Here is a 25,993-nt window from a genome sequence, read left to right as displayed (position 1 = left end):
CTGCGCTGGTTGCCTGTGACGGAAGCCTAGTTCGGCCGCAGGCAACCGGGACGTCAGGGTCTGCGCTCCTGCACATCCGTGTCGTGGGCGGTCCGCGCAACCTCGGTGTGCACGGTTTCCGCCGCAGCATCGGAGGCATGGACCTTGTTCGGGTCGGCCACGGCCTCACCGCGCGCGATCATGCCCGCTTCGTCGGACAGCGGGATCTCCTTGATGAGCCACGCGAGCAGGAACGCGATGACCAGGAACGGCACGAGGTACCAGAACACGGGTGCCAGCGAGTCGGCGTAGGCGCTGACGATGCCGTCCCTGATCGGCTCGGGAAGCTGTTTCATGATCGCGGGGTCGAGCGTTGCGGTGGCCTGACCTGCCTGCTCGGGGTCGGCGCCGGCCTCGGTGAACACTGTGGTCAGGTTCTCCGCGAGCTTGTTGGTGAAGATCGTGCCGAAGATCGCGACGCCCAGCGCGCCGCCCACCTCGCGGAAGTAGTTGTTGGTGCTGGTGGCGGTGCCGATCTCGTCGACGGGCACGGCGTTCTGCACGACGAGCACGACGACCTGCATGACCAGGCCCAGACCGACGCCGAAGACGAAGAGCATCGCGCACACGACCCACAGCGGGGTGTTGCCCTGCAGGGTCGTCAGCCACAGCATCCCGCCCACCATGACCGCGGTGCCGACGATCGGATAGATCTTGTATCGCTGAGTCTTCGTGATCGCGAGACCCGACGCGATGGTCGTCAGCATCATGCCTCCCATCATCGGAAGCAACAGCAGGCCCGACACCGCCGCAGAAGTACCGGACGACATCTGCAGGAACGTCGGCATGAATGCGAGCGCCGCGAACATGCCGAGGCCGATGACGAATCCGATCGCGGTGGCGTTGACGAAGATCGAGTTGCGGAACAGCGACAGCGGGATGATCGGGTCTTCTGCGCGCGACTCGATGAGCACGAACAGGCACACGGCGATAACGAGCCCGGCACCGAACATCCACGTCATCGGATCGGTCCAGCCGCGATCCGCGCTGCCGCCGAAGTCGGTGAAGAAGATCAAGCAGGTCGTCGCGACGGAGAGCGCCACGATACCGGGAATGTCGATTTTCTTGGTGGGCTTCTTGACAGGCAGAGTGAGCATGAACCACGAGATGAGGAACGCGATGATGCCGATCGGGATGTTGATGTAGAAGCACCACTCCCACGACAGGTGGTCGACGAAGAACCCGCCGAGCAGTGGTCCTCCGACAGCGGCGAGACCGAAGATCGCGCCTAGAGGGCCCATGTACTTGCCGCGTTCGCTCGCGGGAACGATGTCGGCGATGATCGCCTGCGACAGGATCATCAGACCGCCGCCACCGAGCCCCTGCATCGCGCGGAACACCACGAAGGTCCAGAAGTCGTCGGTGAACGCGCAGCCCACCGACGCGAGTGTGAATACCGCGATCGCAATGAGGAACAGGTGGCGGCGACCGAAGACGTCGCCGAGCTTGCCGTATACGGGCATGACGATCGTGGTGGCGAGCAGATATGCGGTGGTGATCCACGCCTGGTGTTCGACTCCGCCGAGCTGACCGACGATCGTCGGCATCGCGGTGGAGACGATGGTCTGGTCGAGGCTGGCCAGGAGCATCCCGGCGATCAGCGCACTGAAGATGATCCAGATGCGTCTCTGGGTCAGAACCAAGGGTTCGTCGGTGGTGGTGGTCACGGGGTTCCTGTCGAATCGGCGAGGTCGAGCGGTTGTCCGAAGAGCTGTGCGGCAATGGAGATGTTGCGTATCAGCAGTTCTTCGAAAGAGCTGGTGTTGTCGTCGCTGAAGAATTCGTCGACGGTATTGAAGGTGAGTGAGAGGGTGACGCCCACGATCGCGCGGGGGAGCGGATCGTCGGGCGGGAGGCCTTCTCTCCGGGCCACGAGAAGTGCGAACTCGCGCTGCTGCGTTTCGCCGACGGCCAGGAGCTTGGCCAGCAACTGCGGCTCGGTGCGGACGATGTCCCGGAACAGCTGGTGTCTTTGCCGGGTGAAGTCGTTGTGGCGGGCGCGGGTGAGCACGAGCCGGGTGATGTCACTGAGCAGGGTCGGGGACAATCCGGTGTGAGCGCCTGTCCCGCGCGCGACGAAGCGGTCCTGCTCCTCTTCGGGGAATCCGACTTCGTGTTCGCCGAAGACGGCGTCTTCCTTGGTGGGGAAATAGTTGAAGAAGGTGCGCCGCGAAATACCGACGTGGTCGCAGAGTTCCTCGACGGTGAACCCCGACAGGCCTCGTTCGGCCGTGAGTGCGCGCGCCTGTGAAACGAGGGCATCGTACGTGCGTTGCATACGCCGGCTCCGCCGGCCACACGCAGATATTGCACCTTCGCTCACAAGGTGCAATCTTGCACTCGTTTGCTTTGGAGTGCAAAAAATGTGTGTCAGGTGAACCACGACCGGGTCGGCGGCTTGACCCACATGATCCGTTCGTCCAGATGATCACGCGCCGCAGACGGATGATTCGCATGCGTCCGAGCCCACGACGTCTTCTCGTCGAGCAGCGACGCCACCAGCGTCCACGTCTCCATCGACCGTGGCGGGTGCGCGTCCGCCGCGCGCGCCAACCTGCGGCGGTTGTCGTCGGTCATCGCGAGCAGGTCGGCGCCGGTGATACCCCGATGCCACGCGAACCGCGCGAGCCCCAGTGCCTTGTCCCGACGATTCTTCTCCGCCCGATCGGTGTGGGCGAAGTCGGCGTCGCTCATGTCTGCACCTCCTGTGTCCCCACCATGATCCGTCGTTGACGCCTCGGCCCGCCCATCGCCCGTTGACACAGCCCGCTGGACCGCTCACGCTCGTGGTGTGGGGTTTCCCGAGGGAACACCGAAAGAGGTTGTCGCGCAGGCAACCGAACCGCCGCGTGTGCCCGAATTCGATCCCACCGTCGGAGTGACGGTGAGCGGCGCATTCCGTGGCACACCGCCGCACAAGTTCGTGGCGATCGGCGACTCGCTCCTACAGGGATTCCAGAGCGCGGCCATTTACCGGACCGAAGTGTCGGTGCCCGCGATCGTGGCATACGAACTCGGAGTCCTCGACACCTTCCGATACCCACGCTACGGCGGGCCGGGTGGGCTGCCGCTGAACGTCGAACTCATGTTGCGCCGCCTCGAAGAACGTTACGGCCCGGAACTGAAACCGTGGGAGATTCCGGCAGCACTGTTCACACTGCGTAGTTTCATGGACGAGGTCGAGGACTACTGGGAACGCGGTCCGGGCGCGATCGCTCCGGTCATCGGCACCTACAACGACAATCTGTCGTGCTACGGGTGGGATCTGCGTGATGCCCTCGAGAAAACCGCCGCCTATTGTGCGGCCCGCATCGCGACACCCAGCGACAGTCTCCTCGACCAGATCGTGGAGAACAACGGTGACCGCGCCGCGATGCGGGTCTACCCGCACTGGGCGCCCGAGCAAGAATCGATGACGTTGTTCGACGCTGCCGCAGCCCTCGGAGACGACCACGGCAACGACACCGACAGCGGTATCGAAACACTCGTCGTCTTCCTCGGTTCCAACAACGCTCTGGGCACCGTCACTCAGCTGCGTGTCGCATGGAGCGGCGCCGACTACAAGGACCTCGACCGCAAGAACTCCTACACGATCTGGCGTCCCGAACATTTCGACGCCGAGTTCGCAGAGGTAGTCGAACAGGTGCGCCGCATCTCCGCGCGACACGTCCTCCTCTGCACGATTCCGCACGTGACGATCGCGCCGATCGCCCGGGGCCTCGGCGGCAAGAGCGGCTCACGCTACTTCACCTACTACACACGTCCGTGGATCGACGAGAAACACTTCGACGCGGCACGCGACGAACACATCACCGGCGAACAAGCACGGGCGGTCGACACCGCGATCGACCACTACAACAACACCATCCAGCGGGCAATTGCCGATGCGCGACTCGATGGACGCGATTGGTATCTGCTGGATGTCGCGGGCATCCTCGAACGTCTCGCCGCCCGCCGCTATCACGACGACCTGCAGGCCCGGCCCGCCTGGTGGACGCCGTACCCGCTACCCCCGGTCCTCGCGGCGCTCGACCCCGTGCCCGACACCCATTTCCTCACCGCCGACGGGAAAGGCGGACGGGCGACCGGTGGCTTGTTCTCACTCGACGGCGTCCACCCCACCACCGTCGGGTACGGAATACTCGCGCAGGAGATCATCTCCATCATGGCGAGCGCAGGCGTCGAGTTCCGCCACCCGAACGGCACGGTGCGCACCGACACGACGGTCGACTTCGACCGCCTCATCCGTCAGGACAGCCTCGTGCAGAGTCCGCCGCAGAACATCGACAGTGCGCTTTCGATCCTGGGGTGGGCCGACGAGGTGCTCGACGTGTTCCGTCGCCTCCTCCGCCGTGGCGTGTGAGCGCTCCGAAAAACTTTCTCGAAATTTTTCGTCTGTCGTGTCGATCGGGGTCTGCGTTGTTCGACGTGTAGACATCAGGGACCGAAACATGGTCCGCAGGATTCACCGAACGAGGGAGATTCTCATGAAGTACATGCTGATCATGCGCGACACCGACGCCGCCATCGAAGCGTCGAAGGACATGGATTTCACCGAGATCATCAACGCGATGGGCCGGTACAACGAGTCGCTCATCAAGGCAGGCGTCCTGCTCGGCGGTGAAGGCCTCACCGAGGCGGAGGAGGGCTTCGTCGTCGATTTCGACTCCGAGACACCGCTCGTCACCGATGGCCCCTACGGTGAGACGAAAGAACTCTTCAACGGATTCTGGCTCATCCAGACCTCCACCAAGGAAGAAGCTGCCGAGTGGGCGAAGCGGTGTCCCCTCGGGCCGGGCAGCAAGCTCGAGGTACGTCGAGTGCACGAGAACGAGGACTTCGACCAGGACAACGAGTACGTCCAGAAGGAACAGGTCTGGCGCGAGGAACTCGGCACCGATCGCCCGGTCGCCGGCTGAGTGATGACCGGCTGAATGATGACGGACGAGGTGACGCTGCGCGCACGACGTGCGGTGGATGCGGTGTGGCGGATCGAATCGGCGAAGATCATCGCGACCCTCACCCGCAAGGTCGGGGATCTCGATTTCGCCGAGGACCTCGCGGGGCAGGCCCTGCTCGAAGCGATCGAGCAGTGGCCCGCCGTCGGAGTACCGCGTAACCCGGCCGCGTGGTTGACCTCCGTCGCCACTCGCCGCGCCATCGACACGTGGAGGCGACAGGAACGTCTCGACGAACGCCACGCGCACATGGCGCGGGAACTCGAGAACGATGCGTCGCACTTCGACGATCCCTCGTCGGATCCCGATCGGATCGACGACGACGTCCTGCGCCTGATGTTCATGACGTGCCATCCGGTACTGGGACGGAAAGCGCAAGTGGCATTGACGCTTCGTCTGGTCGGGGGTCTGACGACCGAACAGATCGGCAGTGCGTTCCTCACACCGACGTCGACGGTGCAGCAGCGCATCGTCCGGGCGAAGAAAACACTCACAGCCGCGAAGGCGGTGTTCGAGGTGCCGGGACGCAACGAATTCGCTGCTCGTCTCTCGGGCGTGCTCGGCGTGCTGTACCTCGTATTCAACGAGGGATACGCAGCCAGTTCGGGAGACGAGTGGCTGCGCCCGGACACCAGCGCGGAGGCGTTGCGGATCGCACGGATTCTCGCCGAGCTCGTTCCGAACGAGCCGGAGGCGCACGGGCTGGTCGCGCTGATGGAGCTCACCGCAGCGCGCTTCCCGGCGCGAACCACCGCTTCGGGGGAGCCGATTCTGCTGGCAGATCAGGACCGCACCAAGTGGGACCGTGGGCAGATCACCCGCGGTCTCGCGGCATTGGAACGAGCCGACGCGATCGGTCGCGGTCGCGGACCCTACGGACTGCAGGCAGCCATCGCCGAGTGCCACGCCCGGGCGGCAGAATTCTCGGACACCGACTGGAAACGGATCGTCCTGCTGTATGAGGCCCTGCAGCGGCTGGCGCCGTCGCCGGTGGTGGATCTCAACCATGCAGCAGCGGTCTCGATGGCATATGGGCCGGGTCCTGCCCTCGAATACGTCGACAACATTGTCGCGTCAGGGAAACTCGCGGGATATCACCTGCTTCCGAGCGTGCGGGGAGATCTGCTCGCGCAGCTGGGGAGGATCGAGGAGGCACGGACCGAACTGCTCGCCGCGGTCGAGCTGACGAGAAATGATCGCGAATGTGCGCTCCTCCTGGCGAAGGTGGACGACCTGGACCGAAGGCCGCTCAGGTCGGATCGAAGTGACGGAGTAGTGAAGTGACGGGGTGGTCAGGTCAGGGTGACGATGTGTTCGTGCCCCGCAACTGCTGCCTGGAGCTTCTTGCGTGAGAGTGTGCGCGGCCCGCATCCGCAGCCTGCGGGAAGTTCGTCGTCCTCGAATTGGGTGGCTTCGACGGTGTCGATGAACTTGTCGTCGAGTGAGTCGTTGCCGCGGTTGTTGGCTTCGCGGTCGCGGGAGCCGTGGCCGCCCGGTCCGACTCCGCACACCACCACTGGCCCTTCCTCCGTTTTGTAGACGGCGGCGACCGTGTGGCTCTTGGGGCATCGAACTTTCAGGACAGCGTGATCGCTGCGTTGTCGCCCGAGTTCCTTGATGGCCTGGAGAGCCTTTCGGCGTCGTTCGGTGGGAGGCGTTTCAGCGATGTTCATCGCTCCATTTCACCGTAGATGGAGGCATTTAACCACCGTTCCGCAGAACCGATCTTGATCGATATCCGGACGTAACCGACGATCCTCTGAAAGTGCTGTAGCGGTGACACTTTCGATCGGTATTACTTCCTGAGCCCGTCGAGGAGCAGGGTCAGCCCGGCACCGAGCAGCCAAGAATCCTTCGCGAGTGCCGTACCGTCCTGAGTGGGCTTCGGAGAGCCGTCTTCGTGCATACCCGGCGTTCGCCAGTACATCGTCATCATCCCACCGCCGAATGCCGTCAGTGCGGCGCCGGCAACGAACGGCGGCACGATCGGAGCGAGGAGTGCGGCACCGATTCCGATTTCGGATGTACTCAGAAACGTACCGAACGTCTTGGAATCCATCTGTTTCAAGAACGGAAATGCGTTCCCTGCCATGTTCTGCAGGGCGGTCGCGTTCTCGGCAGGGAGATTCCGTTTACCCAGACCCGAGTTGAGGATGAATGCTCCCGTCGCAACGCGGAGCGGAATGTGGTGCAGTCGCACGTTGTACCTCTTTCGACCCTGGCTGGTTCCGTGACGGTCAATCGATGATGGCGTGCTGGGTACGGACCAGATGCCACTTGTCCGGGCCCGGCAACTGGAAGAGGATGCGTCCGACACTACTCTGGGTTCCGCCCTTGTTCTCGCACGTTGCGCTCACGGTGTGCGTCCCCTCGGCGACTCCCGTGAACTCGACCGTGCCGTACGTGACCGTATTCATGTCGACGGATCGTTTCGTTCCCACGATGTCGGCTGTGCATGTGTAGGGCGCGTCCCTGTCAGGGACATCGTGATAGTTGAACCGGACCAGTACCGAGTCGTTTCTGGTGAAGACCGACCAACTCAGAGTCGTATCGTCATCTGCGGATGCGATCGGTGCCATGCTCGCCAACAGTGCACAGGGTGCAATGAGCGTGATCAGTCCGCGCAGAATCCGTCGTGCATCCATGGTGTCCCTCCGGTCCGGTTTGCTCCGACCCGTTTCCATCATGTGCGGTGCGGCCGGAGGCCGGTGTTGCGAACTCCGGGGTTCGCAAGGGACCTGTAACCGGAGGGCTTGCGCGGTGTCTCTGCTGTGATGCCACTGGTTACGGAAGTGCAACGACGGTCACCGGGATTTCCGAACTACGGGGATTCCCAGGAGAACCCGTCGGGGTCGGCGAAGGGCGCGGCTGTACTGCGGATGGCGACACGGTGCGACCCGGTCCCCTCGGGCGCGACCCCTGCATTCTTGGCCAGTGCCGTGCGTCCCAGCAACGTCAACGTCGCTGGTGCACCGGGCATATCGAATTCGACGTACTTGCCACCGAAACTCTTCGCGACGGTGAGGCCTCGGTCGACATAGAACTGTTTGCTCGCCTTGACGTCTTCGACTCCGAGTTGCAGCACAACGTCCTCGACTTTTCGTTCGGCCGAGCCCGTGTCTTTCTTCGAAGACGCCGCCAGCGTGCAGATCGTCCCGTCCGGGGCCCGCACGACTCCGCCGTAGCCCCAGAGGCTCTTCTTGACGGGTTTCACTTCCGTCGCGCCGGCGTCGAGCGCGCCTGCGACCAGGTGGTCGACGGCACTTGGCTGCGCCACCACCAGCGACAGAGTGAAGCCGCGGAAGCCGGACGTCGGTGCTTGGGACTCGCGGACTCGGACACGATCGCCCAAACCGAACACTCCGGTGTAGAACGCCTCCGCAGCGGAGGGGTCGGATACCTCGAGGACAACAGACTCGATGGAAGCCATGGGTACCACCGTAGTCCCGTGCCTGGCGCGCGACCGGCTGTCAGGGAATCGTGAGAGGGCCGAAGGTGAGGTGGTCGCACGCGGCGAGAGTCAGGTGCATGACGAGGAGTCCGCCCGCGATCTTCACGGCCGTGATCAGCCAGCCGCGTGGAGTGTCGCCTGCGGTCGGCGGAGCTTCCGTTCGGACCACGGCTGCCGGCGGTGCGGAACTGGTGGCGAGGTGCGTATGCGCGGTCCACCGTTCGCCGTCCCACCAGCGAATGAGGCGGGCGGTCTCGGGGTCGGAATACCAGCCGGGCGGCGGGGTGGTCATGAGCTCCTGGATCCTTTCGTCCGGTAATTATCCGGACTGGATCCGACGGTGTTACACCGAAGAATTGAGGTGTGCGTCACTCGCCGAAACGTGGTGTCCACACCCTTGACAACGTACAACCACTCGGTTGTATATTGGGGTCGTGAACGGAGATGACGAGGACCGGGCCGATGCCCTGTTCCACGCTCTCGCCGACCGAACCCGCCGCGACATCATGCGTCGGGTACTGGCAGGGGAGAGCTCGGTTTCCGCACTCGCGGCGAAGTACGAGATGAGTTTCGCCGCGGTTCAGAAACACGTTGCCGTGTTGGAGAAGGCAGGACTGCTGACGAAGCGACGCAATGGTCGCGAACAGTTGGCGAGCGGCGACGTGGAGGCGGTGCGGTCGGTGGCGTCCATGCTCACCGAGCTCGAACAAGTGTGGCGTGGTCGCATCGCGCGCATCGACGAACTCATCGCATCCGACTCGCCCGAGGAGGGCTGAACCATGCCTGTTATCGACGTCGATCAAGATCTCGACAATCTGACCCTGACCATCACTGCGGATTTCGCGGCGCCCGTGGAGCGGGTGTGGCAGATCTACGCAGACCCACGTCAGCTGGAGAAGATCTGGGGCCCGCCCGGCTACCCCGCGACCGTGGTCGACCACGATCTGAGGCCCGGTGGCCGGACGACCTACTACATGACCGGACCTGAGGGCGAGAAATACGCCGGGTACTGGCAGGTCATGACAGTCGACCGGCCGCGGAGTTTCTCGTTCGCCGACGGATTTGCCGACGAGGACTTCAATCCGACTCCGGATCTGCCGGTATCCGAGAACCAGTACACCTTCGTCGAACACGAAGGCGGCACCCGGGCGACGTACGTGAGCACATTCGAATCGGCCGACGCATTGCAGAAGGTGCTGGATATGGGTGTGGTCGAGGGTGCCACGTCCGCGATCGGCCAGATCGACGACCTGCTCGCTTCGTCCTAGCCGCACACCTCCGGCGACAGCGGACCATCGCCGATTGCCAACAGAGCGGAGAGCCTCCGGACTCTTCGCTGAGACAGTTCGCCCCCGAACTCGCGCCGGTCTGCGGGGCGGGTGGCTGTCGGAGGTACGTGGCAAGGTTCGGTCATGCTCGAGATGACCGCCGCCGCGGCGCGGCGCACCGCCGTTGCCGCCCAGGGCTTCGCAGACCGGCGCCCGGTCGGGCCGGCCACTCGGCGGCACGTGCTCCGCGCCGTCGATCGAACAGCGCTCCTGCAGATCGACTCTGTGTCCGTCGCTGTTCGCGCGCACTACATGCCGGTGTTCAGCCGGATCGGCGCCTACGACCGCGAGGTCCTCGACGCCGCGGTATGGCGCCACAGTGCGCGAGCACCGCGAGCGCTCGTCGAGTACTGGGCGCACGAAGCAGCGCTGATCCCGGTCGAAGACTGGCCGCTGATGCGGTGGCGGATGCAGCGTTACGCCGGGGGGCGGTGGGCAGGTGAACGTCGCGTTCTCGAACGCACCCCCACCCTGGGACGCGACATCCTCGACGTGATCACGGCGGTTGGTGCTGTGTCTGCGGGGGAGATCGAAAAACAACTTCAGCTCGAACCGTCGGGTGCCCGCGGTCCCTGGTGGGACCGCAGCGACGTCAAGGTGATCTGCGAACTTCTTTTCGCCGCCGGGGAGTTGTCGGTGGGCCGGCGCGTCGCATTCACTCGGCACTACGACCTCGCCGAGCGGGTGCTGCCCGCCGACGTGCTCGCCGCTCGCATCGACGAGCCGGACGCGGTCCGGGAGCTGCTCCGCAGATCTGCGCGGGCGCTCGGCATTGCGACAGTCGCCGACCTGCGCGACTACTACCGACTCACCGCCGAGCAGACGAAGCCCGCTGTCGCGGACCTCGTCGAGGAAGGGAGTCTCGTTCCCGTCACGGTCCGCGGATGGAAGGACCCCGCCTACCTGCACTCGGGTACGGCCATCCCGCGCCGCGCACGCGGCACCGCGCTTCTGTGCCCGTTCGACCCATTGGTGTTCTACCGGCCCCGAACCGAGCGGATCTTCGGCTTCCGGTACCGCCTCGAGATCTATACCCCGGCGCACAAACGCGTGCACGGCTACTACGTCTTCCCGTTTCTCATGGACGGCGAACTCGTTGCGCGCGTGGATCTCAAAGCCGACAGGGCAAGGGATGCGCTGTGTGTTCCGAGTGCGTTCGCCGAGGAAGATGTGGAGTCCGGCGCCGTGGTAGAGGCACTCGCGGTCGAGTTGCGCGCGATGGCGAACTGGCTCGGACTCTCCGACGTCCTGGTCGGGGAGCGCGGCGACCTGGCTCCGAAGCTCGCGGCTCAGTTGTGAGGCCGATACCGTCTTGCCGTTTCGGCGGCCGGCTCATGGTTCATCACCTGCTGCGGCGGGACTGATCCGCCTTCATCCGGCCAGTTCGTCCGGACCGATCGGATCGGTTTCCCATTCGACGGCACCGACTGCCGGACCGGTATCGAGCCGTTGCAGTGCCCGCGCCCCTACCACCAGCAGAAAGCCGAACGCCGCGCCTGCGACGATCTTCGCGACGGTACTCCACTTCCTCATTGCCATCCGAAGATGATGGCACGTGCCTGCGAAGCAATCTCGACCGGGAGAAAGCGGCCCGATCGCTATGACGGTCGGAGTTCGGGGACCATGGCTTCATGACCTCCGCATCCCCGTCCGGTAATCCGGTACCGATACCTCGACGCCGGTATCTGCCGTGGATTCTTGCGGTGGCTGCCACGGTGGTGGTGCTGGATCAGCTCACCAAGTGGTGGGCCGAGTCGACCTTGAACGACGGGCGGACAATTTCGGTTGTCGGTGAGCTCCTCCAGTTCGGACTCGTCTACAACCCGGGGGCGGCCTTCGGTATCGGCGGGCAGTTCACGTGGATTCTGACCGCGATCGCGGCTGTAGCAGTCGTCGCACTCTGCATATTTGCCACCCGGGTGCTCAATCCGTTCTGGGCGCTCGGTGTCGGAGCACTCCTAGGGGGAGCACTCAGTCATCTCGGCGACCGCGTGTTCCGCACACCAGGGTTCGCGAGGGGGCACGTCGTGGATTTCATCGATTACAACGGATACTTCGTGGGCAACGTGGCCGACATAGCCCTCGTCGGAGGCGCGGGACTACTGATCGTGCTGACCCTGTTGGGGATCGACGCCCGGCCCCCAGCCGATACCGGAGCCCCTGGGGAGGACGAACCCCCAGCCTGACCGCCCGGGCTTCGCCGAGGGGGCAGCTGTCGCGATTTTACTGCCGTGTGACGTTTCGGAAGCCGAGTCTTGGGGTAGTCCGAGGTAGTTGTAAGCGAAAGGCCACACAAAGATGACTGCAGCGGCGACCGTCCGATGGGCGCGTCCACCATTGCCACCCCGTATATGCGACGCACGACGCCGAGGGGCAACCCGTCCGCGAGGCGGAACCCGGTACGGAACGTGAAGAGCGCAAGGACGCAACACATCAGGTGGATACGCTCCGCCGCTCCCAACGCCACGGCTCGGGGGTCCTGCCCCGAAGCCGTCGATGTCTTCATTGCCAACAGATAAGGATCCCTGACGATGTTCGATGCTGGTGCGGTTTCCGGAACCACCGAGAGGTCACACCCGTCCCCGGTCTTGTCCGGAGTTCACTTCAGTACAGCCGAGATCAAGCGTCGCATCGACGCGATGTTCGACGGCGCGCCGTCGGATGAGGTACAGGCAGGGGAGCACTGACTCCTGCGATGTTGTGCCGCCCGGCTGTCTGCCGGTGTACTCCTTCGAAGGTGGAACAGTGATGAGCAAGGCAATAGTGAACGAATTCGTCGTGGTGGCCAACCGGTTGCCGGTCGACCTGGAGCCTTCGCAGGACGGAGGGCCCGACGTCTGGCGACGCAGCCCAGGAGGTCTGGTCACCGCGCTCGAACCGGTGCTCCGATCCGCCGACGGCGCCTGGGTGGGCTGGCCCGGCGCACCCGATGCCGACATCGCACCGTTCGTCGAGGGCGGATTGGCCCTGCACCCCGTGCCTTTGAGCAGCGACGAGGTCGCAGGTTTCTACGAAGGATTCTCGAACGAAACGCTGTGGCCCCTCTACCACGACGCGGTGGTCGAGCCCACCTTCGACCGTGATTGGTGGCGTACCTACGAGAAGATCAATCGACGGTTCGCCGAAACCGCGGCACGCGCTGCGGCTCCCGGCGCGACCGTGTGGGTACACGATTATCAATTGCAGCTCGTCCCTCGGATGCTTCGTGATCTCCGCCCCGACCTCCGGATCGGTTTCTTCCTGCACGTTCCCTTCCCGCCCACGGAACTGTTCCTCCAGCTGCCGTGGCGCAAGGAGATCATCGACGGACTTCTGGGAGCAGACCTCGTCGGATTCCACCTTCCCGGCGGCGCCGAGAACTTCCTCTATCTCGCCCGGCGGTTGTTCGATCTTCCGAACGCTCCGAGAGGTACCACCGGCGGTGGTTTCATCGACGTCGGTGAACGGCGGGTGCGCGTAGGCGCATTTCCCATCTCGATCGATTCTGCACACTTCTGGGAGCGGTCCGAATCCACCGATATCCAGTTGCGCGCCAAGCAGATCCGTATGGATATGGGAGATCCCGCAACGGTTCTGCTCGGCGTCGACCGGCTCGATTACACCAAGGGGATCAACGTGCGGCTCGAGGCGCTGCACGAGTTACTCAGCGACGGCATCCTCGATCCGGAAAGCGTCGTCATGGTGCAACTCGCCACACCCAGCAGGGAGCGTCTCTCGGCCTATGCCCGGCTACGCGACGACGTGGAGCGGCAGGTCGGCCGGATCAACGGTGAATTCGGGCAGTTGGGACGCCCGGTCGTGCACTACCTGCACCGTCCGGTGGATCGCGATGAACTCGTGGCGATGTACACCGCCGCCGATGTCATGGTGGTCACCCCTTTGCGCGACGGCATGAATCTCGTGGCCAAGGAATATGTTGCCTGCCACGGAGACGGCAGCGGAGCGCTTGTGCTCAGTGAATTCGCCGGGGCCGCTGCCGAACTGCGGCGCGCCTTCGTGGTCAATCCCCATGACCTCGATGACGTGAAGCGCGGGATGGTCGAAGCAGTACGTGGTGACGCGGGCGCCTCCCGTCGTATGCGGTCGATGCACAATCATGTGATGATCCACGACGTCGACCGATGGGCCCATTCGTTTCTGGGGAATCTCACCGATACGCATTGAGACACAACGTTCCGGCATCGTTCGTGTAACCCGTGCCCGGCGCGGGGTACACGACATCCGTCAGCTGCCTTCCCGGTCCTCGAGGCCGACAGCGGAGCGCAATTCCTTGCAATCGACTTCGAGATCCGGATAGTTCTCGGCAAGCTTTCCCATCAGGTCCGCCAACCCGTCGGCGATGGCATTCAGTTTGTGCTGGACGGCATCATCAGCACGCTTCTGGGTGTTCTGCAGCAGCGCCACGAGCAGGAATGTCACGATCGTGGTGATGGTATTGATGATCAGTTGCCAGGTATCGATGTTGCCGATCACCGCAATGGAGGGAGCCCACACCGCGACGATGAGCACGCAGGCAGCGAAGAACCAGGCGCGAGAAACGACCCCGTCGGCCCACGTGGCAAACCGGTCGAACAGTGACAAGCGTCCCTTCACATGCGATGGCATCGTCGACAGTGCATCGCAGCTGTCGGAGTTCGGTGAGGGGATCATGGCGGGCCTCCTGGCGCACTGAAAAACCCGATGTTCAATCGGAACGACGTATCGAGGGTTCCCGTTTCGCAGGACTTCAATCCCACGTCCGCCGCGGGAGTCCGCCCGAGCCGATATCATGCGAGATCAACTGCTGGCGAGGCGCTTCTGTTCTCATGCCACCGCGCCCTGCTCAGGAGAACGACGATGTCGCGGCTCGATCACTGCCGGATCCTCACCGCGCGTGACCGTCTTCACGAACCGCCCGGCTATCCGGAGAGCGCGACGGCTCTCCGGCAGTGCGTCCGCGAGGACAGGGAAAGCGTGGACTTGGTTCCGCCACAGATGCAGCTCGCACTGCCCTCCTGAGGCACGCACCTCTTCGGCCATTGCCTCTGCATCGGTCCTGAGCAGTTCGTCCTCGCCAGCGTGGATCATGACAGGAGGCAGAACACTGAGATCGTTGTCGAGAGGGCAGATCGGAAGTGCGGCATCACCGTCCACCACCAGGCGCGTCTGAGTTGCTTCTATGTAGTCCACCAGTGAATCCACTGCCGCTTCGGGAAACAACGGACACTCCGTGTGTCGTCCGCGTCCGGCTCGTCGGTCGACATCGGTGTCCACGAGTGGTGAAAGAGCCAGTATTCCAGCCGGTTTCGGTAGCTTTGCTTCCGCGAGGGCAAGCGCCGTCATGAAGGCCAGGTAGCCGCCGGCAGAATCGCCGGCAATCACGATATCCTCTCCGTCATATCCCTTGTCGCACAGCCATTCGTACCCTCGAACTGCGTCCTCGACGGCATGTGCGACGGGAGCCGACGGCAACATCCGATAGTCGACGTTGAGCACCGGGCAGTCCGCACGCTCGGACAGCGTCACTGCCAGAGGTCGGTGCGTGTTGAGCCCGCCCATGAGGAAAGCGCCGCCGTGCAGGTACAATACCGCCTGCTCATCGTTCTTCGACTCGGCGTGGACCCATTCCGCGCTGCATGAACCGAGGTCGACATCGGCGTACTCGGCACCGCTCGGCTTGGGGAGCAGGCTTGCAGTGTCGTCGACGAGTGTGAGAGGCCACGCGAGGTCCGGACGTGCCATCCATACACCTACAGCGGGTTTCGCCAGCACTCGCGCAGCATTGCGCACGAGCAGCGAGCGGATGCTCGTACCAGTGTGGGTTCTATCGGCCGCTCCGCCTGCCAACTCCGAGTCCTTCACGACAACCTCCTGTGGCCCGCGGATGCTGTGCCTCATCCGATACCTCGGAATACCCACGCGGTAGCCACGGAAACCCCTGTGGCGGTGTTGCAGACGTGTCGACCGACCGGCTCATCCGACTTGCCTACGCAGGAGAGACCCCCGCGGGCTGCTTCTCCTGGGCAGGATCGAGGTCGAGGCGACGCAGCAACTGTGCATTGAGCGCGACGACGATGGTGGACACCGACATGAGCACCGCCGCGACAGCCGGGGAGATCGCGACACCGGCGAATGCCAGCACCCCGGCAGCAAGCGGCACGGCGATGATGTTGTAACCGGTGGCCCAGAGCAGGTTCTGCCACATCTTCCGGTAACTGGCGTGCGACAACTCGATGATCGACAGCACCGCCCGCGGGTCGTTCGCCGCCAGCACCACACCGGCGGATTCGATGGCCACATCGGTGCCCGCGCCGATCGCCACCCCCACGTCTGCGCGGGCGAGCGCGGGAGCGTCGTTGACACCGTCGCCGACCATCGCGACTTTGTGGCCGCGGTCCTGAAGCGAGGCGACTTCAGCGTCCTTGTGTTCGGGCAGCACCTGCGCGAAGACTTCGTCGATACCCAGATCGGCGGCTACAGCGTCTGCCACCTGCTGGGCGTCACCGGTGATCATCGCGACCTTCACGCCTCGGGCGTGCAGAGCATCGACGGCCTGGCGGGACTCCTCGCGGACGGCGTCCTCCAGCGCGACCGCGCCGAGCACCCGACCGCCATGGGCAACGTGCAGCACGGATGCGCCGCGCTGCACCCACCCGTCGGTAACAGCGGTGACGTCCTCGGGTGCAGACAGTCCCAGCTCGCTCAGCATGGTGGGACCACCGACCGTGGCGTCGGTGCCGTCGATGGATGCGCGAACCCCGCGCCCGGGCAGTGATCGGAAGTCGGTGGCGATGAGCTGCTGATCGCTGGGCACACGTGTCTCGGCCGCAGTCACGAGGGCGCGGGCGACCGGGTGTTCGCTGTCGCTCTCGACGGCCGCCGCGACGGCCAGCAGATGCGTTTCGCTGACCTCGGCGGTGGCGGCGACGCCGGTGACCTGGTGGCGACCTCGGGTCAGGGTACCGGTCTTGTCGAAGAGCACCACATCGACGGTGCGCATGCGTTCGAGGGCGAGTCGGTCCTTCACCAGCACACCGGCTTTGGCGGCGCGTTCGGTGGAGATCGCGATCACCAGCGGGATCGCCAACCCCAGCGCGTGGGGGCAGGCGATGACCAGCACGGTGACGGTGCGCACCACAGCCTCGTCGACATTGCCGAGTACCGACCACACCGCGAAGGTGAGAATGCCTGCAGTCGCCGCGAAGTAGAACAAGAACGCTGCGGCCTTGTCGGCCAGCGCCTGCGCGCGCGAGGACGAGGCCTGAGCGTCGGCAACCATGCGCTGGATTCCGGCCAGAGCGGTGTCCTGCCCGACCGCGGTGACCTGCACCCGCAGCGTGCTGTCGGTAGCGACGGTGCCCGCCACCACGGTGTCGCCGCTCTCGCGGGTGACGGTCTTCGATTCTCCGGTGATCATCGATTCGTCGACCTCGGCGCGGCCGTCGACGACGGTACCGTCTGCGGGCATCCGGGCCCCGGCGCGGACCAGTACCAGGTCTCCTCGGGACAATTCGGTCAACGGCACCTCACGGTTGCCTTCGTCGGTGATCTTCTCGGCGGTGTCCGGCAGCATCGCGGCGAGTGCGTCGAGGGCGCCTGAAGCCGAGCCGAGCGCCCGCATCTCGAGCCAGTGGCCGAGCAGCATGATCACGATCAGCAGCGCCAGCTCCCACCAGAAGTCCAGGTCGAAGCCGCCGAGTTCGAGAGTGGTGATCCACGAGGCGACGAAGGCGACCGTGATCGCCATCCCTATGAGCAGCATCATCCCGGGCCGCCGGGATCTGAGCTCGGTCCAGCCGCCGGTGAGGAAGGGACTGCCCCCGTAGGCGAAGATCACCGTACCCAGCACGGGCGGAATCCACATGGCGCCAGGGAAATCCGGGATGTGGTAGCCGAGCAGATCCGCGACCATGTGGCTGAACGCGACGACCGGGATGGACAGGATCAGACTGATCCAGAATCGGCGGCGGAACATCTCCCCGTGCGCGCCGTGTCCGGCGTGCTTGTCGTGGCCGTTGTGCCCACCTGGCCTGATGCGCGGATCGCGCTCGTCGTAGCGCCGACTCCGGGTGAACGTGGCGTGGTCGTGCCCGGCCGGTGACGGATGCGAGTGTTCGTGCTCCGGGTGTGACATCGAGAAAGCTCCTGTCCATGGCAGACCGAGAGGGGCGAGGGGTGGGCGTTTACAGGGTGGTCTGCAACTGGCGCATGGTGTCGATTTCCTGCTGCTGGGTTTCGACGATGGCACGGGCCATGCTCACGGCGTCGGGGAACTGTCCGTCGTCGATCTCGGTCTGGGCCATGGCGACTGCGCCTTCGTGGTGGGCGATCATCTGAGTCAGGAACAACTGTGCAGCGTCCGTGCCCTGTGCATCCGCCAGAGCTTGCATGTCCTGCTCACTCATCATCCCCTCCATCCCGCTCATGTTGTCGTCCATACCGGGCATGTCATGGTCTTCCTGTGGCATCAGGGTAGGTTCACCCCACTGTTCGAGCCAGGACTCGAGCTGCTCGATCTCCGGACCCTGAGCAGCCTTGATCTGCTCGGCGAGCACAGTCACCTCCGTCGGAATGTCCTCTTTCACCAGCATCATGTCGCTCATCTCGATGGCCTGAGCGTGGTGCGGGAGCATCATCTGCGCGAACATCACGTCAGCGTCGTTGTGCGCTGCTGCCTCTTCGGCGGCGGAAGTGGTAGCCGAGGACGTGGCGGGAGACGATGTGGCTGTGGCGTCGGTGCCGGAGTCGCTGCACGCGGCTGCAGCGAATACCACCGCGAGTGCGGTTGCGCTGACGGCAAGAAACTTCTTGGGGTCCATGAAATGTGTTCCTTTCTCGAACGGTCACATACCGCCGTCACCCCATGGTTCGGGCCACGGCACCTCCAGCCTCGCGCGCGCACCACCGGGTTTCGGTCGAGGTCGTATGAAGATTTGCTCAAGAAGCCACACCGCGGCGCGAAGGCAAGGGGAACTGGTGATGATGGATGCCATGGCGCCTTCTACTCACACTGCAGCCACGGCCGGTGATCCGGTGGTGTCGCGACGACCACCGACCGGATTGCGAGCGATGGTCGTCGAGGACGAGGCGCCGCTGGCCGCTCTGGTGGGCACCTATCTCGAACGGGACGGCTTCGAGGTCGCGATCACCGGCGACGGATCCGAGGCCGTCGCTCTTGCGCGGCAGGTCGACCCCGACGTCGTGGTTCTCGATCTGGGCCTGCCGGGCTTGGACGGTGTGGAGGTATGCCGGCAGCTGCGCACTTTCTCCGACGCGTACGTAGTGATGCTCACCGCCCGCACCGAGGAAGTCGACACCCTCATAGGGCTGTCCGTCGGCGCCGATGACTACCTGACAAAGCCGTTCAGTCCCCGCGAGTTGATAGCCCGCATCCAGGCGATGCTGCGCCGCCCCCGTACCACCGTCGCGCCGGCCGATCCGGCCCCACCCGCGCCGCCTCGCAGCTTCGGGGGCCTGGTTCTCGACATCGACGGCCGCGAAGTCACCGTCGACGGAGTACCGATAGCGCTGACCCGCACCGAATTCGATGTCCTCGCCGCGTTGGCACGTGACCCCGGCGTGGTGCTCACCCGAGCGCAATTGATCGAGACGGTGTGGGGGCCGAACTGGATGGGGGACGAACACCTGGTCGATGTCCATGTCGGTCATCTGCGCCGCAAGCTGGGCGACGACGCCGCTCGCGGCCGTTATGTGCGCACCGTGCGTGGTGTCGGTTACCGGATGGGTGCCGGACGATGACCGGCCGAATCCGCGAGTCCCGGCCGTCGCCGCGGCAGGTTCTGACCGGTTCGAGTTTCGGCACCCGTATGTTTCTCGCGCTGACCGCGGTGGTGATCGGCTGTGCGGTCAGTGCCTGGCTCGTCGCTTCCGCGCTTGCGCCCGGCATCTTCCACGATCATCTGGGTCAGGCAGGCATCGACCACAATTCCAGCCAAGCCGCTCATGTCGAGGAGGCCTTCACCTGGGCGATCATCTTGGCCTGGGGCCTGGCAGTCGCCATCGCGGTCCTGCTGGCGCTTGTGATGAGCTGGTACATCGCTCGCCGGGTCCAACGTTCGGTCTCCGCCGTGACCGCCTCCACCGCCAGGATCACCGGCGGCCGGTACGATACCCGTCTGGCCGGCCCGGGCCTGGGTCGCGAGTTCGACGAACTCGCTGCCGGGGTCAACGAACTCGCCCGGCGTCTCGAGGACACCGAGACCACTCGCAGACGCATGCTCGCCGATCTCGGCCACGAGATGCGTACCCCCCTCGCTACTCTCGACTCCTATCTCGAAGCACTCGAAGACGGTGTCCGCAGTCTCGACGACCCCACTGTGCAGGTCCTGCGCGCCGCCACCCACCGGCTCGACCGACTCGCGGCGGACATCGCGGCCGTGTCGCGCGCAGAAGAACACCTCACCCGTCTGCGGCCCGTGCCGTTGGCCACGGGAGCGCTGGTCGCAGAGGCTGTCCGCGGCGCGCGCGAGCAGTTCGACGACAAGGGTGTGGAACTGCGCGTCCACGTCGATGATTCGGTGCCGGTGGTGGTCGATCCCGACCGGCTCGGGCAGGTGCTGGGCAATCTGCTCGACAATGCGTTGCGGCACACCCCCCGGGGCGGGACGGTCACCGTCACCAGTGCGCTCGCAGGCCCCAGCCGGGTGGAGATCGGCGTCGCCGACACCGGGGACGGCATTGCACCCGAGCACTTGAACCATGTGTTCGACCGGTTCTACCGGGTCGACACCGCCCGCGACCGCCGCAACGGACGCAGCGGCAGCGGCATCGGGTTGACCATCACCCGCGCGCTCGTCGACGCCCACGGTGGCCGAATCCGGGCGCACAGCGACGGACTCGGTCGCGGTGCCCGCTTCACCATCGAACTTCCCGTCGTCACACTCTGATCCCGGCAGGCCGAGGCGTCCCGGTGCAACGTCCGTGGAGTAGTTGAGGTCATGAAACTCGGGCGCTGGAATCGAGATATCAAGGAAGTCAAAGAGATCCTGAAGGTCGCCTCGATTTCTTCGCGAGGGAGCTCGTTCCCCGCGCGGAAGGTACCCCCATCTCGCCGCCGCGGGGGCACCTCCCTGCACCGCAGGTGCTTGGGGGCATCTGCCAGTTCGTCGATCAGATGCGTGCACAGAATTACAGGCCTGCCGGGCGATCCGCGACCTGGCTCGAATCACTTCCCATCCAGTTCGAGGAGTGATACGCCCCGCGCCGTAAGCCGGAAGCGCAGCGGTTTCTTCGTGACCGTCTCAATAATCCCGGCATCGTCCAGGTGACGTAGTCGCGGGCGTATGAACTGGCTGGATCGACCCACCACCTCGGCCAGGGTGTGCAATTTGACGGCGCTGTTCGCATCGAAGTAGCGGGCCTGGCCCAGGGTGAACAGGACATCACCGATGGCGTCGCCATCAATCGGCGGCGTCGACTCGCGGTCGAGTCCCAAGTTCAGCGGAAATTGCTCATCCACCAGCAGAACGCGGATACGCGCCGTGAGTGTGTCGATCTTCTGCCTGCGCTCGGAGAGGTCGAGCAGCAGGCGATGTTGCGCCTCGGCGATAATCTCCAGCATGTCGATCAGGTAGGGCGTCAGATCTCCGCGATTCAAAGGATTCTCTGCGCCGGAGAACGCTCGGTAGTAGCGATCCTTGTTGTCGGCGACGGTCGCCGACAATGCCAGGCTCGCATACGGAGCCAGCACCTGTCTGAGATCCAGTGCGAGAAGGTAGCGCCCGGTTCGGCCGTTGCCGTCGTAGAACGGGTGCGTGTACTCGAAGATGAAGTGTGCGACCACTGCTCTGATCAGCCGAGGGATCGAGTCGTCGCGCCCCTGGCCCAACATGAGCGTCAGGGCGTGGTCGATCGCAGATTCGGGCAACACGCCGCTGTGCACGACCTTGATTCCTGATGTGATCGACACTGGTCCTTGCCGGAACCGCTTCCCGTCGGGGGCGTCCTCCTCGCGAATCTCGCCCCGAGTTACCGCGTCGTAGACGGCTCGGATGCCGTCGAGCGTCTGCGGACTCTCGGCCTGGTCGTTGCCGATGTCGAGGTAGAGCCGCACCATCTCCGCGAACCGCTTGTTCGCGAGACTCTGTTCCGACCGCACCATTTCGATTGCCTCGCTGATCTCCTTCCGGGTCGAGCGGACCTGTTCGATCTCGTTCGTTGCCTGGATCTCGTCGATCACCATGCGATGCAGGTAGTGGCTGCGCGCGCGGACTGGCAGCCCGTTCCACTCGGCCTGAATCTTGGGCTCGAAGCTCATGATCCGTTCGATCAGCGCTGCGAGTTCGGGTGTCATCAGCGCGAACATCGAGTGCTCGCCGATCAGCAGGTCCCAGTGGACGGCGGCGGGCGACTCTCGCCGTGCCCACTCCTCCGCATCGGCACCAGCGCGATCTCGCTGGTGAAAGACCGACTTCAAGGTTCTGTATGCCATCAGGTCTGCCCCCCGTCTGCACATCACTTAGTGGCATTGTCCTAATGGGCCATTTTATCCAGAAGTGGATCTGGATAAAATAGAACTGCGGCGCGGGTGTCGTTTCAGGACTCACGCTGGCCGCATGAGCGGAGGCGGCCTGAGCTTCCCGGGACCGGGATCAGGTGTCTGCTGGCCGCGTCATCCGATCCCGATCTTGACAGGGGCAAGTACGCCCCCATCAGGCGCAGGTGGTTGATTCCCACTGCACCGGAACCTTCTCGGCACCGTGCGGGGATTGGCGCCATGGCGAGGGCAGGTCAGAAGTAGGTGTACACGCACGATACGAGGCGTTGAAGGATGCGGAGAGAGATAAGAGAGGAGAGATGGAGCCGATGACGGGAATCGAACCCGCGTATTCAGCTTGGGAAGCTGATGTTCTACCATTGAACTACATCGGCACGCTGGGCTTTTGCCGATTCTCACCGGCTCCGGCCCACGCTCGGAGCAAACTGTAGCAGACTCTCCGGCGACTACCGCACACCGCTATACCAATGCGCGTCCGGTCTTGATTCGCCACCGCATGTCGGCCAGAAGCAGCCGGTAGGGCGCTTCGCGCACTGCGAGCGGAAGTCGCTTGTTGACCTTGCCGATGGCGCGCATCATGCGGTCGAACCGACGCTGGTCGCGAGGTGTCCACGCAAGCATCATCTCGTCGCGGAATCGCTGGGGCAGGAATCCTGCGGTCAGGAACATGTTGATCGGTCCCGCCACCAGCGACACGGGCTTGGGGAGGAACTCCATCCGTGCGATGGAGATCAGGTGTTCGCGGATGACGTCGTCGATGCGGACTTTGGCGAGACCTTCATTCCAGTACTCCTCGAACATTTCGCGGTCGGCGGGCCACATGTCTGGTTTGACCTGCAGTGTTGTGCCGAAGGTCGCGCCGCGCTGATAGAAGTGGTCGATGGCATGTTCGGGGATCGGCCCGTACAGCGCGCGATGCACGTCCTCGAATCCGCGGTAGATGCACGCGGCCACCCACAATTGGAGTTCGGGATCGAACGCGTTGTATTTGACGGGGCTCGCTCCGGTCGAGCGAACTTGGGCGTGCGCTTTGTTCACGCCGTTGCGGAACAGCCGTTTCTCTTCGTCGGTGCCCTTGGCTGCGACGGCGAGGTAGCCGAGGGTGGTGCGGCTCCGCTTGTACGGGTGGTCGAACAGGCGACCCGACTCGACGCGGCTTTCGAAGACGCCGTAGCCGACACCCGGCCACGACAATTGCATGATGATGTTCGCGGCGCCTGCGGCAAGGCCGATGCCGTCCATCGCGTCGTCGAGACCTGTGGGTTTTTCGATCGTGGTCATGCTGGGCTCTCCTCTGAGATCGCAAATTGCTTACGACTGTACTCAGATGAAAGTCGGGCGTAAAGGACCTTTGCTGGGATGATGTCTGCATGGCGACAGGACGGATCTACGGTGGACGCGCGGGCGACGAACGATTGGCAGACCGAAGGGCCAAGCTGATCGACGCCGGCCTCGACCTGCTCGGAGCTGCCGACGGCGACGCAACTCTGTCCGTCCGCGGCGTCTGCAAGCTCGCAGGCCTCGCATCGCGATACTTCTACGAGAGCTTCGCCGACCGCGACGAGCTGACCGGAGCGGTGTACGACTACGTTGTCCAGCGCATCGCAGAGAGCACGCTGGCGGCAATAGCCGCGGCGCCCCGTGAGGACCGGGCGCTCGTCCGGGCGTGTGTCGAGAACATCGTCCACGAGATCGGCGAGGATCCCAGACTCGGCCGCATGCTGTTCTCCGTCAGTCAGGCCAACCCCCAGCTCGCGAAGCGGCGACTCGACTCGACCCGGATGTTCGCGGGCCTGGTGATGCTGCAAGCCGAGGACTTCTACGAGGTCAAACCGAGTCCGCGCCTGGATCTGGCCGCCCACTACGTCGTCGGTGGTCTCGCCCAAGCGCTTACCGCGTGGCTCGACGAAACCGTGCCACTCAGCCGGGACGACGTGATCGAGGAGTGCACCGAGCTGCTCCTCGCGATGGCCTCACACCTGAACAGGAGCTGAGCTCACACGAGCGAGGTTGTTAACCTCTATCCGTGCTGCTCTCCGATCGCGACATCCGCGCCCAGATCGCCTCCGGACATCTGGGGATCGACCCCTACGACCCGGACCTCGTGCAGCCGTCGAGCGTCGATGTGCGCCTGGACAGTCTGTTCCGCGTTTTCAACAACACCCGCTACACCCACATCGACCCCGCAAGACAGCAGGACGAGCTCACCTCGCTGGTGGAGGTTCCCCAGAACGAGTCATTTGTGCTGCACCCGGGGGAGTTCGTCCTCGGTTCGACGATGGAACGCTGCTCGCTGCCGTCCGATCTCGCGGGCCGGCTCGAAGGTAAGTCGTCGCTCGGACGTCTCGGCCTGCTCACGCACTCGACGGCCGGATTCATCGACCCGGGCTTCGACGGCCACATCACCCTCGAGCTGTCGAATGTCGCGAACCTGCCGATCACGTTGTGGCCGGGAATGAAGATCGGGCAGCTGTGCCTGTTCCGGCTGACGAGTCCGGCCGAGCACCCGTATGGCAGCGCGAAGGTGGGCTCGAAATATCAGGGTCAGCGGGGCCCGACGCCGTCGAAGGCATACCTGAACTTCGTGCACGAGCATCCCGACGCGCGTCCCAGCTGAATACGGCGGCGCCGACGTTCGTCTCGGGCTACCGTCGATGGATGCGCCTGGCAGTGCTCGTCGCGATCGTGTTGTTCATGACGTCGTGTGGGCAGGATCTCTCACCGCGCCAGTCCCCTCCGGAAGGATCGAGGGTCGCGGTCATGGGCGACAGCCTCACGCTCGATGGACGCTCCTGGTGGCCGACCGGAGTCAACGCCTACCAACTGGCTACGGACTGGTCGCGCAACGAGGGCTGCGGTGCTCAGGTCGACTTGGATGCCTTCTTCGGTTCACTTCCGCCGAATTCGCTCACTCGCTTCGACGCGTTCCAATCACACGCCATCCATCGCGACACGGGGACGGTCGACTTCACGGCGATCGACGCGGTGTTCGATGCCGCTGCGCGCCATAACCAGTTGGTCGTTCCGGTACTGGCACCGCAGGACAGCGGTTGCGACGCGGGTGGTTACAAACAACGCGACTGGTACGTCGATGGCTGGAGGGAAGTCCAGGACGGCCATGCGTTGAGCTATGAACAGTGGGTGGCGAAGTCCGTCGAACGCTGGCGTGAGTCACCGGCACTCGCAATGTGGGAGCTGCTCGGTGAGCCCGAGGCCGCGACGTGTCCGGGCGGCGACTGCTCACTCGAACATCGGCAATGTCCTCCCGATGCGGCCATCGTTCTGAGGAAATGGGCCGACGAAGCCGGCCGGATCGTGCGCGATCGCGACCGCGATCACCCGATCACACTGGGAGCAATCGGCGGAAACCAATGCGGCACGGCGGGGGAGGGATTCGTGATCGTGATGGGATCTCCGTCCGTCGATGTCGCGCAATACCACGATTACGACGACGGCAGATTCCTCGCGCTACGTCTGGCCGAGACCGACAAGCCGCTCCTCGTGGGTGAATTCGGGATCGAGGCGGGAAGCTGCCTCGCGCTGGACGAACGCGCCGAGATCGTCGACGAAAGGCTCAGCCATTACCGCGAACTCGGGACGGCGGGGGCCGTGATGTGGGCGTACGTGCCGGATCCTCGCCTCACGGAGTGCACTTTCGACATCGGTCCGAAAGATCCGGTGCGTGCGGTCCTCGGGCGACAGTTGAGTGTCGGGTGAGTCG

The 25,993-nt window shown here is 64.3% G+C and carries 29 protein-coding genes and 1 tRNA gene; 14 read left to right on the top strand and 16 right to left on the bottom strand.

Annotation, left to right across the window (positions count from 1 at the left end; all coding sequences use genetic code 11):
* Positions 1–53: 53 nt before the first annotated feature.
* From ACSYG9_RS05775 to ACSYG9_RS05765, 3 genes are all read right to left on the bottom strand, one after another.
* Positions 54–1,706 carry an MDR family MFS transporter gene (locus ACSYG9_RS05775; RefSeq protein WP_454841551.1) on the bottom strand — a complete coding sequence of 551 codons (1,653 nt, stop codon included), beginning with the start codon at positions 1,704–1,706 and terminating at the stop codon, positions 54–56.
* Positions 1,703–2,317: a TetR family transcriptional regulator gene (locus ACSYG9_RS05770; RefSeq protein ID WP_440126235.1), complete on the bottom strand. Its 615-nt coding sequence runs from the start codon at positions 2,315–2,317 to the stop codon at positions 1,703–1,705. The genes ACSYG9_RS05775 and ACSYG9_RS05770 overlap by 4 nt, the downstream gene beginning before the upstream one ends.
* 92 nt (positions 2,318–2,409) lie before the next feature.
* Positions 2,410–2,733 (bottom strand): hypothetical protein, encoded by a 324-nt coding sequence (locus tag ACSYG9_RS05765; RefSeq protein ID WP_440126234.1) that lies wholly within the window; start codon positions 2,731–2,733, stop codon positions 2,410–2,412.
* A gap of 97 nt (positions 2,734–2,830) precedes the next feature.
* Between ACSYG9_RS05765 and ACSYG9_RS05760 the strand changes: the two genes are divergently transcribed.
* From ACSYG9_RS05760 to ACSYG9_RS05750, 3 genes are all read left to right on the top strand, one after another.
* The gene (locus ACSYG9_RS05760; RefSeq protein WP_440126233.1) at positions 2,831–4,402 is read left to right on the top strand and encodes a hypothetical protein; all 1,572 of its coding nucleotides are present in this window, start codon (positions 2,831–2,833) and stop codon (positions 4,400–4,402) included.
* Positions 4,403–4,526: 124 nt separating this feature from the next.
* Positions 4,527–4,958 carry a YciI family protein gene (locus tag ACSYG9_RS05755; protein ID WP_440126232.1) on the top strand — a complete coding sequence of 144 codons (432 nt, stop codon included), beginning with the start codon at positions 4,527–4,529 and terminating at the stop codon, positions 4,956–4,958.
* An 18-nt stretch (positions 4,959–4,976) separates the two neighbouring features.
* Positions 4,977–6,281, top strand: a complete 1,305-nt coding sequence (locus ACSYG9_RS05750; protein WP_440127549.1) for a sigma-70 family RNA polymerase sigma factor — start codon at positions 4,977–4,979, stop codon at positions 6,279–6,281.
* Positions 6,282–6,289: 8 nt separating this feature from the next.
* On the opposite strand, the gene ACSYG9_RS05745 is transcribed toward ACSYG9_RS05750, so the two are convergent.
* The 5 genes from ACSYG9_RS05745 to ACSYG9_RS05725 form a co-directional block, all read right to left on the bottom strand.
* Positions 6,290–6,670, bottom strand: a complete 381-nt coding sequence (locus tag ACSYG9_RS05745) for a hypothetical protein (RefSeq protein ID WP_440126231.1) — start codon at positions 6,668–6,670, stop codon at positions 6,290–6,292.
* Positions 6,671–6,792: 122 nt separating this feature from the next.
* A complete protein-coding gene (locus tag ACSYG9_RS05740; protein ID WP_440126230.1) occupies positions 6,793–7,197 on the bottom strand; it encodes a hypothetical protein in 405 nt (134 codons plus the stop codon).
* 37 nt (positions 7,198–7,234) lie between these two features.
* Complete coding sequence (locus ACSYG9_RS05735) at positions 7,235–7,642, bottom strand: hypothetical protein (protein WP_440126229.1); 408 nt, start codon at positions 7,640–7,642, stop codon at positions 7,235–7,237.
* 176 nt (positions 7,643–7,818) lie between these two features.
* Positions 7,819–8,427 (bottom strand): glyoxalase, encoded by a 609-nt coding sequence (locus ACSYG9_RS05730; RefSeq protein ID WP_454841548.1) that lies wholly within the window; start codon positions 8,425–8,427, stop codon positions 7,819–7,821.
* Between the two features lie 40 nt (positions 8,428–8,467).
* A complete protein-coding gene (locus tag ACSYG9_RS05725) occupies positions 8,468–8,740 on the bottom strand; it encodes a DUF2510 domain-containing protein (protein WP_440126227.1) in 273 nt (90 codons plus the stop codon).
* Between the two features lie 142 nt (positions 8,741–8,882).
* On the opposite strand from ACSYG9_RS05725, the gene ACSYG9_RS05720 reads away from it, so the two are divergent.
* From ACSYG9_RS05720 to ACSYG9_RS05710, 3 genes are all read left to right on the top strand, one after another.
* Complete coding sequence (locus ACSYG9_RS05720) at positions 8,883–9,224, top strand: metalloregulator ArsR/SmtB family transcription factor (protein ID WP_440126226.1); 342 nt, start codon at positions 8,883–8,885, stop codon at positions 9,222–9,224.
* 3 nt (positions 9,225–9,227) lie between these two features.
* Positions 9,228–9,716, top strand: a complete 489-nt coding sequence (locus ACSYG9_RS05715) for an SRPBCC family protein (protein ID WP_454841546.1) — start codon at positions 9,228–9,230, stop codon at positions 9,714–9,716.
* A gap of 144 nt (positions 9,717–9,860) precedes the next feature.
* On the top strand, positions 9,861–11,075 hold the full coding sequence (locus ACSYG9_RS05710) for a winged helix-turn-helix domain-containing protein (RefSeq protein WP_454841544.1): 1,215 nt from the start codon (positions 9,861–9,863) through the stop codon (positions 11,073–11,075).
* 72 nt (positions 11,076–11,147) lie between these two features.
* Here ACSYG9_RS05710 and ACSYG9_RS05705 read toward each other — a convergent pair whose 3' ends face one another.
* Positions 11,148–11,315 (bottom strand): hypothetical protein, encoded by a 168-nt coding sequence (locus tag ACSYG9_RS05705; RefSeq protein ID WP_454841543.1) that lies wholly within the window; start codon positions 11,313–11,315, stop codon positions 11,148–11,150.
* 92 nt (positions 11,316–11,407) lie between these two features.
* Here ACSYG9_RS05705 and ACSYG9_RS05700 point away from each other — a divergent pair, with 92 nt between their 5' ends.
* From ACSYG9_RS05700 to ACSYG9_RS05690, 3 genes are all read left to right on the top strand, one after another.
* Positions 11,408–11,962 (top strand): signal peptidase II, encoded by a 555-nt coding sequence (locus ACSYG9_RS05700; protein ID WP_454841540.1) that lies wholly within the window; start codon positions 11,408–11,410, stop codon positions 11,960–11,962.
* Positions 11,963–12,307: 345 nt separating this feature from the next.
* Positions 12,308–12,463 (top strand): hypothetical protein, encoded by a 156-nt coding sequence (locus ACSYG9_RS05695; protein WP_454841539.1) that lies wholly within the window; start codon positions 12,308–12,310, stop codon positions 12,461–12,463.
* Positions 12,464–12,524: 61 nt separating this feature from the next.
* A complete protein-coding gene (locus ACSYG9_RS05690) occupies positions 12,525–13,940 on the top strand; it encodes an alpha,alpha-trehalose-phosphate synthase (UDP-forming) (protein WP_454841537.1) in 1,416 nt (471 codons plus the stop codon).
* 60 nt (positions 13,941–14,000) lie between these two features.
* Here ACSYG9_RS05690 and ACSYG9_RS05685 read toward each other — a convergent pair whose 3' ends face one another.
* From ACSYG9_RS05685 to ACSYG9_RS05670, 4 genes are all read right to left on the bottom strand, one after another.
* The gene (locus ACSYG9_RS05685; protein ID WP_440126220.1) at positions 14,001–14,426 is read right to left on the bottom strand and encodes a low affinity iron permease family protein; all 426 of its coding nucleotides are present in this window, start codon (positions 14,424–14,426) and stop codon (positions 14,001–14,003) included.
* A 153-nt stretch (positions 14,427–14,579) separates the two neighbouring features.
* The gene (locus ACSYG9_RS05680) at positions 14,580–15,617 is read right to left on the bottom strand and encodes an alpha/beta hydrolase (protein WP_454841535.1); all 1,038 of its coding nucleotides are present in this window, start codon (positions 15,615–15,617) and stop codon (positions 14,580–14,582) included.
* Positions 15,618–15,741: 124 nt separating this feature from the next.
* Positions 15,742–17,889 (bottom strand): copper-translocating P-type ATPase, encoded by a 2,148-nt coding sequence (locus ACSYG9_RS05675; protein WP_454841533.1) that lies wholly within the window; start codon positions 17,887–17,889, stop codon positions 15,742–15,744.
* Positions 17,890–17,938: 49 nt separating this feature from the next.
* Positions 17,939–18,574 (bottom strand): DUF305 domain-containing protein, encoded by a 636-nt coding sequence (locus ACSYG9_RS05670; RefSeq protein WP_454841531.1) that lies wholly within the window; start codon positions 18,572–18,574, stop codon positions 17,939–17,941.
* Positions 18,575–18,824: 250 nt separating this feature from the next.
* On the opposite strand from ACSYG9_RS05670, the gene ACSYG9_RS05665 reads away from it, so the two are divergent.
* Positions 18,825–19,514 carry a response regulator gene (locus ACSYG9_RS05665; RefSeq protein WP_454842887.1) on the top strand — a complete coding sequence of 230 codons (690 nt, stop codon included), beginning with the start codon at positions 18,825–18,827 and terminating at the stop codon, positions 19,512–19,514.
* Entirely contained in the window at positions 19,511–20,662 is a 1,152-nt protein-coding gene (locus ACSYG9_RS05660) for an ATP-binding protein (RefSeq protein ID WP_440126216.1), read from the top strand. Before ACSYG9_RS05665 ends, ACSYG9_RS05660 begins: the two co-directional genes overlap by 4 nt.
* 278 nt (positions 20,663–20,940) lie before the next feature.
* On the opposite strand, the gene ACSYG9_RS05655 is transcribed toward ACSYG9_RS05660, so the two are convergent.
* The 3 genes from ACSYG9_RS05655 to ACSYG9_RS05645 form a co-directional block, all read right to left on the bottom strand.
* Positions 20,941–22,206 (bottom strand): Fic family protein, encoded by a 1,266-nt coding sequence (locus ACSYG9_RS05655; protein WP_454841528.1) that lies wholly within the window; start codon positions 22,204–22,206, stop codon positions 20,941–20,943.
* A gap of 366 nt (positions 22,207–22,572) precedes the next feature.
* A tRNA-Gly gene (locus ACSYG9_RS05650) sits at positions 22,573–22,646 on the bottom strand.
* A gap of 85 nt (positions 22,647–22,731) precedes the next feature.
* Complete coding sequence (locus ACSYG9_RS05645; protein WP_454841526.1) at positions 22,732–23,553, bottom strand: oxygenase MpaB family protein; 822 nt, start codon at positions 23,551–23,553, stop codon at positions 22,732–22,734.
* Between the two features lie 89 nt (positions 23,554–23,642).
* Between ACSYG9_RS05645 and ACSYG9_RS05640 the strand changes: the two genes are divergently transcribed.
* The 3 genes from ACSYG9_RS05640 to ACSYG9_RS05630 are packed head-to-tail and all read left to right on the top strand — an operon-like array spanning position 23,643 to position 25,989.
* Complete coding sequence (locus tag ACSYG9_RS05640) at positions 23,643–24,266, top strand: TetR/AcrR family transcriptional regulator (RefSeq protein ID WP_440126213.1); 624 nt, start codon at positions 23,643–23,645, stop codon at positions 24,264–24,266.
* A gap of 32 nt (positions 24,267–24,298) precedes the next feature.
* Positions 24,299–24,889: a dCTP deaminase gene (gene dcd, locus ACSYG9_RS05635; protein ID WP_440126212.1), complete on the top strand. Its 591-nt coding sequence runs from the start codon at positions 24,299–24,301 to the stop codon at positions 24,887–24,889.
* Positions 24,890–24,930: 41 nt separating this feature from the next.
* The gene (locus ACSYG9_RS05630; RefSeq protein WP_454841523.1) at positions 24,931–25,989 is read left to right on the top strand and encodes a beta-mannosidase; all 1,059 of its coding nucleotides are present in this window, start codon (positions 24,931–24,933) and stop codon (positions 25,987–25,989) included.
* The last annotated feature ends 4 nt before the right edge of the window (positions 25,990–25,993 follow it).

This window comes from Rhodococcus sp. SJ-2 (assembly GCF_053750035.1).
The sequence above is the reverse complement of the archived record's forward strand: the minus strand, read 5'-3'. Positions and strand labels throughout refer to the sequence as shown.

Excerpts from the sequence above, each read along its gene's own strand:
- ACSYG9_RS05670 (WP_454841531.1), bottom strand. The coding sequence starts at position 18,574 with ATGGACCCCAAGAAGTTTCTTGCCGTCAGCGCAACCGCACTCGCGGTG.
- ACSYG9_RS05685 (WP_440126220.1), bottom strand. The coding sequence starts at position 14,426 with ATGATCCCCTCACCGAACTCCGACAGCTGCGATGCACTGTCGACGATG.
- ACSYG9_RS05725 (WP_440126227.1), bottom strand. The coding sequence starts at position 8,740 with ATGACCACCCCGCCGCCCGGCTGGTATTCCGACCCCGAGACCGCCCGC.
- ACSYG9_RS05640 (WP_440126213.1), top strand. The coding sequence starts at position 23,643 with ATGGCGACAGGACGGATCTACGGTGGACGCGCGGGCGACGAACGATTG.
- ACSYG9_RS05675 (WP_454841533.1), bottom strand. The coding sequence starts at position 17,889 with ATGTCACACCCGGAGCACGAACACTCGCATCCGTCACCGGCCGGGCAC.
- ACSYG9_RS05730 (WP_454841548.1), bottom strand. The coding sequence starts at position 8,427 with ATGGCTTCCATCGAGTCTGTTGTCCTCGAGGTATCCGACCCCTCCGCT.
- ACSYG9_RS05630 (WP_454841523.1), top strand. The coding sequence starts at position 24,931 with ATGCGCCTGGCAGTGCTCGTCGCGATCGTGTTGTTCATGACGTCGTGT.
- ACSYG9_RS05645 (WP_454841526.1), bottom strand. The coding sequence starts at position 23,553 with ATGACCACGATCGAAAAACCCACAGGTCTCGACGACGCGATGGACGGC.
- ACSYG9_RS05655 (WP_454841528.1), bottom strand. The coding sequence starts at position 22,206 with ATGGCATACAGAACCTTGAAGTCGGTCTTTCACCAGCGAGATCGCGCT.
- ACSYG9_RS05705 (WP_454841543.1), bottom strand. The coding sequence starts at position 11,315 with ATGGCAATGAGGAAGTGGAGTACCGTCGCGAAGATCGTCGCAGGCGCG.
- ACSYG9_RS05690 (WP_454841537.1), top strand. The coding sequence starts at position 12,525 with ATGAGCAAGGCAATAGTGAACGAATTCGTCGTGGTGGCCAACCGGTTG.
- ACSYG9_RS05665 (WP_454842887.1), top strand. The coding sequence starts at position 18,825 with ATGGTCGTCGAGGACGAGGCGCCGCTGGCCGCTCTGGTGGGCACCTAT.
- ACSYG9_RS05750 (WP_440127549.1), top strand. The coding sequence starts at position 4,977 with ATGACGGACGAGGTGACGCTGCGCGCACGACGTGCGGTGGATGCGGTG.
- ACSYG9_RS05770 (WP_440126235.1), bottom strand. The coding sequence starts at position 2,317 with ATGCAACGCACGTACGATGCCCTCGTTTCACAGGCGCGCGCACTCACG.
- ACSYG9_RS05745 (WP_440126231.1), bottom strand. The coding sequence starts at position 6,670 with ATGAACATCGCTGAAACGCCTCCCACCGAACGACGCCGAAAGGCTCTC.
- ACSYG9_RS05715 (WP_454841546.1), top strand. The coding sequence starts at position 9,228 with ATGCCTGTTATCGACGTCGATCAAGATCTCGACAATCTGACCCTGACC.
- ACSYG9_RS05660 (WP_440126216.1), top strand. The coding sequence starts at position 19,511 with ATGACCGGCCGAATCCGCGAGTCCCGGCCGTCGCCGCGGCAGGTTCTG.
- ACSYG9_RS05755 (WP_440126232.1), top strand. The coding sequence starts at position 4,527 with ATGAAGTACATGCTGATCATGCGCGACACCGACGCCGCCATCGAAGCG.
- ACSYG9_RS05695 (WP_454841539.1), top strand. The coding sequence starts at position 12,308 with ATGTTCGATGCTGGTGCGGTTTCCGGAACCACCGAGAGGTCACACCCG.
- ACSYG9_RS05700 (WP_454841540.1), top strand. The coding sequence starts at position 11,408 with ATGACCTCCGCATCCCCGTCCGGTAATCCGGTACCGATACCTCGACGC.
- ACSYG9_RS05710 (WP_454841544.1), top strand. The coding sequence starts at position 9,861 with ATGCTCGAGATGACCGCCGCCGCGGCGCGGCGCACCGCCGTTGCCGCC.
- ACSYG9_RS05735 (WP_440126229.1), bottom strand. The coding sequence starts at position 7,642 with ATGGATGCACGACGGATTCTGCGCGGACTGATCACGCTCATTGCACCC.
- ACSYG9_RS05765 (WP_440126234.1), bottom strand. The coding sequence starts at position 2,733 with ATGAGCGACGCCGACTTCGCCCACACCGATCGGGCGGAGAAGAATCGT.